This is a genomic window from Lacinutrix sp. (genome assembly GCF_037625555.1).
GTDB lineage: Bacteria > Bacteroidota > Bacteroidia > Flavobacteriales > Flavobacteriaceae > Lacinutrix.
The window spans coordinates 1-6,851 of record NZ_JASJHV010000088.1 but is presented as its reverse complement, the minus strand read 5'-3'; the positions used below and the strand labels follow the sequence as shown (position 1 = coordinate 6,851).

7 protein-coding genes and 1 pseudogene are annotated in these 6,851 nt (G+C 34.8%); all 8 read left to right on the top strand.

The genetic code is table 11. The features are described 5' to 3' along the window. The coding region (locus QNK89_RS07650; protein WP_340170422.1) for a tail fiber domain-containing protein at positions 1-3,202 on the top strand (3,202 nt) is incomplete at its 5' end. Next, entirely contained in the window at positions 3,202-3,645 is a 444-nt protein-coding gene (locus QNK89_RS07645; RefSeq protein ID WP_340170421.1) for a hypothetical protein, read from the top strand. The genes QNK89_RS07650 and QNK89_RS07645, both read left to right, overlap by 1 nt. Before the next feature lie 17 nt (positions 3,646-3,662). Beyond that, entirely contained in the window at positions 3,663-4,001 is a 339-nt protein-coding gene (locus tag QNK89_RS07640; protein WP_340170420.1) for a hypothetical protein, read from the top strand. A gap of 13 nt (positions 4,002-4,014) precedes the next feature. Continuing rightward, positions 4,015-4,245 (top strand): hypothetical protein, encoded by a 231-nt coding sequence (locus QNK89_RS07635; RefSeq protein ID WP_340170419.1) that lies wholly within the window; start codon positions 4,015-4,017, stop codon positions 4,243-4,245. Continuing rightward, the gene (locus QNK89_RS07630) at positions 4,242-4,808 is read left to right on the top strand and encodes a hypothetical protein (protein WP_340170418.1); all 567 of its coding nucleotides are present in this window, start codon (positions 4,242-4,244) and stop codon (positions 4,806-4,808) included. Before QNK89_RS07635 ends, QNK89_RS07630 begins: the two co-directional genes overlap by 4 nt. Next, complete coding sequence (locus QNK89_RS07625) at positions 4,805-5,092, top strand: hypothetical protein (RefSeq protein WP_340170417.1); 288 nt, start codon at positions 4,805-4,807, stop codon at positions 5,090-5,092. The genes QNK89_RS07630 and QNK89_RS07625 overlap by 4 nt, the downstream gene beginning before the upstream one ends. Continuing rightward, the gene (locus QNK89_RS07620; RefSeq protein WP_340170416.1) at positions 5,092-5,397 is read left to right on the top strand and encodes a hypothetical protein; all 306 of its coding nucleotides are present in this window, start codon (positions 5,092-5,094) and stop codon (positions 5,395-5,397) included. The genes QNK89_RS07625 and QNK89_RS07620 overlap by 1 nt, the downstream gene beginning before the upstream one ends. 651 nt (positions 5,398-6,048) lie before the next feature. After that, positions 6,049-6,851, top strand: a pseudogene (locus QNK89_RS07615) (hypothetical protein); the annotation flags it as partial.

The following is a 6,851-nucleotide window of genomic DNA, read 5'->3' as shown; positions in this document are numbered from 1 at the left end:
TTTAACTACATCTTTTAGTATTCCTCAAGGAGATATTACCAATGTTATAGCAGGAAACAAATTAACAGGAGGTGGAACTTCCGGTTCTGTAACTTTAGGACTTGCAAGCAATAACATATCTCAATGGACTAATAATTCTGGGTATACTACAAATACAGGTACTGTTACATCTGTTGCGGCAAGTATTGATGGTGATGGTTTGTCTTTAAGTGGAACTCCAATTACAACATCTGGTACTTTAGCTTTTTTATGGACAGGAGGCAGCACAGATTACATTAATGGTCAAGGTGATGTTACATCTTTTCCTACAATACCACAAGGAGACATTACTGCAGTAGTTGCTGGAACTAATTTAACTGGTGGTGGCACAAGTGGGTCTGTAACATTAAATATGGCTACGGGAGGTGCAGGTGCTGGAGCATACGGCTCTAGTGCAAATGGAACCAAAATTGATACTATAACAATAGATGCTTATGGTAGAATTACTGCTGTAGCTACTGGTGCAACAGGCACATCTAATTTAGCAATTGGTACAACAGCGTCTACAGCAAAAGCTGGTAATACTACAACAATTACTACAGCACAAGCTAATGCTATTACGGCTAACACTGCTAAGGTTACAGATACAGGTACTCCAGCAATTTTATCAAATGGTACAACACCATCTTTAAACTCAGGTATATCTGCGGCTGAAGTAAGGTCTTTAATTGGGGCAGGTACAAGTTCTAGCACAGGTACAGTTACTTCAGTAGGAACTACAGGTACAGTTAGCGGATTAACATTAACTGGTACAGTTACTACTTCAGGAAATCTTACTTTAGGAGGAACACTTTCACTTACAAGTGCAAATGTTACAGGTGGGTTAGGATTTACTCCTTATAATGCAACTAACCCTGCGGGATACACAACTAACACGGGTACAACAACAGCTTCTAACACACAGACGTTTACAAATAAATCTGGTAATATTAGTCAATGGACTAATAACTCAGGTTATATAACTTCATCTTCAATACCATCAGTTGGTAATGGTACACTTACAATGACCACAAGTACGGGTCTTGACGGTGGTGCTACATTTACAGCTAATCAATCTGGTAACTCTACATTTGCTGTTACATTAGATTTAACTGAAATAAGCTTAGGTGCTGGTTTAGATTCAACAACAACAGGATTAACTTTAGATTTATCTGAATTTACAGATATGACAGCAGGTATGAATACTAATGACGAGTTCATAGTATTAGATAGTGGTGCTGAAAGAAGAAAACGTGCAGGTGAAATAGGATTAAGCATATTTAATAATGACGCTGGTTTTACAAGTACATCAGGAACAGTAACAAGCGTTGGTGGAACAGGTACACAAAATGGATTAACTCTTACAGGTACAGTTACAACTTCAGGTAACTTAACACTTGGAGGTAACTTAGCTATTAACAACGCAGATTGGTCAGGTACTGATTTATCAGTTGCTAATGGTGGAACAGGAGCAAGTACAGCGTCAGCAGCTAGAACAAACTTAGGTGTTGTAAATAATGTTGTACAGACTACTATTACAGGTAACGCAGGATCTGCTACCAAATTATTAACCGCAAGAACAATAGCAGGAGTATCTTTTAATGGTACTGCTAACATTTCTCTAAACAACAATGCTATTACTAATGGAGCAGGTTACACCTCAAATACAGGTACAACAACAGCTTCTAACACCCAGACGTTTACAAACAAATCTGGTAACATTTCTCAATGGACTAATGACTCTGGGTATGTAACATCTTCAGGTGGTTCAATGTCTACTTGGATTTTAAAAGAAGGTAATGGCACAGAAACAAGCACAGTATCCAATGGAGAAACAGTAACTATTGCAGAAGGGACTGGTATACAATCTGAACTTACTTCTACTGCAAGTGGTGGTACGTTGACTATAACAAACACAGCGCCTAACATTGTACAAACAACAGTATCAGGTAACGCAGGTAGTGCAACTAAGTTATTAAATGCTAGAACTATTGCAGGAGTATCTTTTAATGGAACTGCTAACATCTCATTAAATAATAACGCCATTACAAATGGTGCAGGTTACACCTCAAATACAGGTGATATAACATCGGTAACTGCAGGAACAAATATGACAGGTGGAGGAACATCAGGAGCTGTTACTTTAAATGCAACTGGAACTAATTTAACCTATGCTAGAGGCCCATCTACTTTTACCTTATATTCCTCTACTGGTGCAGACACACCTTTACCTCCTGCAGATGCTTCTGCATCAGGTATTGTTACAGCATCAGGAACTCAAGTTTTTGGAGGAACTAAAACATTTGGTCTTGATGTTATTATAGGTCAAAAAATATCTCATGATGGAGATTCTGATACATACATGCAATTCCATGCGGATAACCAATGGAGAGTTGTAACTGGTGGTACTGAAAGATTAGAGGTCAACAATAGTCAGGTAACAGCTGCCAATAATTTACAAGTAAACGGATCTATATATGCTTCACAGTATATTTATCACACAGCAGACACAAATACTTATATGAGATTTCCTGCTAACGACACTATTAGTTGGGCTACTTCTGGAGGTGAGAGAATGCGTATTAACTCATCAGGTAATGTAGGTATCGGAACGACTGGTCCTGCAACTACGCTTGACGTGTTAGGTACTTACAGGCAGATAAACGCAGCAGCTGGAGCAACTGGAGGAACAGTTATAGCTAGAACATTAACATATAATCTTGCTCCTTATGGATTAGTAACCAGAGCATATTCCAATGGATTGTTTACAATACAATGTGAAAGAGAGTCAAATGCTGGTGAGAATTTTGGTATGGCTCTACAGCCAACTGGGGGTAACTTAGGTGTTGGAACGGTAGCACCTAGTTATAAATTAGATGTATCAGGTACAGGTAGGTTTACCTCTACAGTTACTGCTACTAACTTTATATTGTCTTCTGACGAAAGATTAAAAACAAAAGTAAAGTCATTAACGCCTAATAAAATAGATGTTGCTTGGAAGTCTTTTGAAATGAAAGAAGAAAAGGGCTTATATAGAACAGGTGTTATAGCGCAAGAGTTAGAAAAATCTCATCCTGAGTTTGTTGGAGATGATGCAGAAGGATACAAAACAGTTAATTACATAGATTTATTAATAGCTAAAATAGCTGAATTAGAAGCTAGATTAGAAAAAGCAGGGATATAATGGGTGTTCCAAATACTACAACTTTTACATTACAGGATGTGGTTACAGAAGTTAACCCAACAACAGATGATTTAAACGATTGTTTTTCTGATGCTGATGCTAGTTATTTTAATTCAGCATACGAAGGAAGTAAGAATCAATTACTAAACTTTAGAGATTATGGATCGCAAAATGCTCTTACGTCTTTTCTTAGTAATACTTCTTCTCCAAGAGATCCTTGTACTATTACAAGTTCTAATACTACTTTTTACCATGATGGTAGTGGTGCTTTCCCAGCTGTAGGAGATATTGTTTATTCAGATTCTGCTGGAACTACTCCTTTATTTGGTGGAGGAAGAAGACAATTTAACTCTAATGGGTCAGGTTCAGGTAAATTTACTATAGAAATACCAATAACAGGCCCAGATACAGGAGAAGTAACATCTATAGGGCCTTGTTTCTAAAATTAAAATAAAAAAAAATGGCAGTTATTTACACTTGGGAAATCCCCACAATGAACGCTCACATTCAATCAGAAGGGCAAGAAAATGTAATTTACACAGTACATTATAGATATGTAGGAACGGAAGAGTCTGACGACATTACTTACACAGGAACTATTATCGGAACTGAAAATTACACATATTTAGAAGGAGATCCTTTTACACCGTATTCAAATACTGAAGAATTTCAAAATATAGTTGTAGGATGGTTGGAAGGATCTTTAGATATACCAACAATGCAAACTAAAATATTAGCAAATATACAATCTCAAATTACACCTATTAATGAAGACTTAGTTTTTACATGGTATAATTAAATAATTAAATTAAATGGATATAAGAAAAATTTCAGTAGGAGCAGATTACAAGTCTAGTGCTATGCACTATATTTTAGGTCAAGATATTTTAAATGGAAATTATTGTATACATTTGATAAAGCATATAGAAGAAAACAATTCTATAAAAATTTGGATTGAAAACAAAAAAGGAGAAATATTCCTTTGGAAAGAGTTTAATTCTAATATGCCAATATCAATTGAATATAATATAAATTTTGAATGAAATCACCTTTTAATTTTATTGTAAAACCGAGCAATAACAAAAGGTATGATAACACTATAAAGATTGGAAATGTTAATTTAATAACAAGTTCATCTAAAGAAGATCATACCGTATCTAATCGATACGCAATAGTTGTTGAAACTCCAATAAACTACACAGGCCCTATAAAGCCAGGAGACACCCTTTTAGTGCATCATAATGTATTTAAGTACTACAATGATATGCAGGGTAGAGAAAAGAGCGGAAAAAGCTTCTTTAAGGACGATTTGTTTTTTATAGACAACGATCAGTTTTTTATGTATAAGCAAAATGGAGAATGGAAAGCTCATTCTAAATACTGCATGATTAAACCTATTGAAAAAGGTGGGAATCATTACCTTAAAACTCACACAGAGGAAGAGCCATTAATTGGCTTAGTTAAGTATCCTAATAAATACTTAATTAGTAAGGGCATTAATAAAGGAGATAAAGTTTCTTTTCAGCCAGATAGTGAATATGAATTTAATGTAGATGGTGAAAAACTATACAGAATGTTTGATAAAAATATAACAATGGTTTTATGAACAATACTCAATTAAAATTAGAAATTATAAAAGCAGGTAAAAAAGCTGTACAAGAACTTATTAAAGTTGCTAATGAAGGTATTTTAAAAAAAGACTTAGATGGGTTATCTCCTGATATTGCAGCCGATAGATTAAAAAATGCAGCAGCTTCTAAGAAGTTAGCTATATTTGATGCTTTTGAAATTTTAACAAAAATTGAAGAAGAAAACAATATGCTTGATACTAATAATATAGATAATAAAGCTTCATCGTTTAAAGGGTTTGCTGAAGGAAGGTCAAAATAATGTATAAACAAACTTTATATAAAATACTTGAAAATGTTATACCTCAAAAGGTATTAAAGTCTTACAATAAATCTAAGAAATGGAAGTATGGATATAACAAGGAGTTTGATATAGTTGTTATTTCTAAAGATGGCACGATTGATGAAGTATATGAAATACAAAACTTAAAAATTGCTTTACCTCAAAAAAAAGATGTTTATAATTTTGAAGGTAATTATTGGGATAAATTAGAATATCCTAAAGAATTAAGTAAAATTAAAAATGTATTTGATTGGGAAAAATATCCTGATACTTTTAAAGAATAATGGTATGACTATATTGACAAAGAGTTTGAAAGAAGGGAAGAAGGTTTTTGGTTTAATAACAAAGGCGTTTCTACTTATATTACTGGTTCTCATTACATGTACTTGCGCTGGACCAAAATTGATATTGGGCAGCCAGACTTTAGAGAGTCCAATAGATTATTCTATATATTTTGGGAGGCATGCAAAGCGGACGTTCGTTCATACGGAATGTGCTATCTTAAAAACAGGCGTTCAGGCTTTTCGTTTATGTCCTCATCAGAACTCGTGCATACAGCAACCACCTCACGTGACTCACGTTTTGGTATATTGTCAAAAACAGGGTCGGATGCTAAGAAGATGTTCACCGATAAAGTCGTACCCATATCCCTCAACTATCCGTTCTTCTTCAAACCAATCCAAGACGGAATGGACAGGCCGAAGACGGAGCTTGCGTATAGAGTCCCAGCATCCAAACTTACCAGAAAGAAACTTGATCAAAATCAAGCCGTTGAGGAACTCGAAGGTCTCGATACCACCATTGACTGGAAAAACACAGGGGACAACTCATACGATGGGGAAAAATTAAAAATACTTGCTCACGATGAAAGTGGGAAATGGGAAAGACCTGATAATATATTAAATAACTGGAGGGTTACTAAAACCTGTCTTAGATTGGGTTCTAGAATTATTGGAAAATGTATGATGGGAAGTACCTCAAATTCTCTTGAAAAAGGAGGGGGTAATTTTAAAAAATTATATTCAGATTCCGATGTGGGAAAACGAAACAAGAATGGTCAAACTAAAAGTGGACTATATTCACTTTTCATCCCTATGGAATGGAATTATGAAGGATTTATTGATATATATGGGCATCCTGTATTTGATGAACCTTCAAAAGAATTAGAAGGCCCTTTAGGAGAGGTTATAGACCAAGGAGTTGTTGATCATTGGAATAATGAAGTTGAAGGACTCAAGTCTGACCCTGATGGATTAAACGAATACTACAGACAATTTCCAAGAACAGAATCACATGCTTTTAGAGATGAAAGCAAACAATCTTTATTTAATTTACAGAAGTTATATCAACAAATAGATTACAATGATTCTTTAATAAAAGACAGATTTGTAACAAGAGGTTCTTTTTCTTGGAAAAATGGAATACAAGATACAGAAGTTATTTTTTCTCCAAATGATAGGGGTAGATTTTATGTTACATGGACTCCAAATAAACAATTACAAAATCAATACTATTTTAAAAACGGAATTAAATATCCTGGTAATGAACACATGGGAGCTTTTGGTTGTGACAGTTATGATATATCAGGTACTGTTGGTGGTGGAGGTTCAAATGGTGCATTACATGGTATGACAAAATTCCATATGGATGAAGGGCCAACTAATGAGTTTTTTTTAGAATACATTGCTAGACCACAAACTGCGGAAATATTTTTTGAAGATGTGTTAATGGCGTGTGT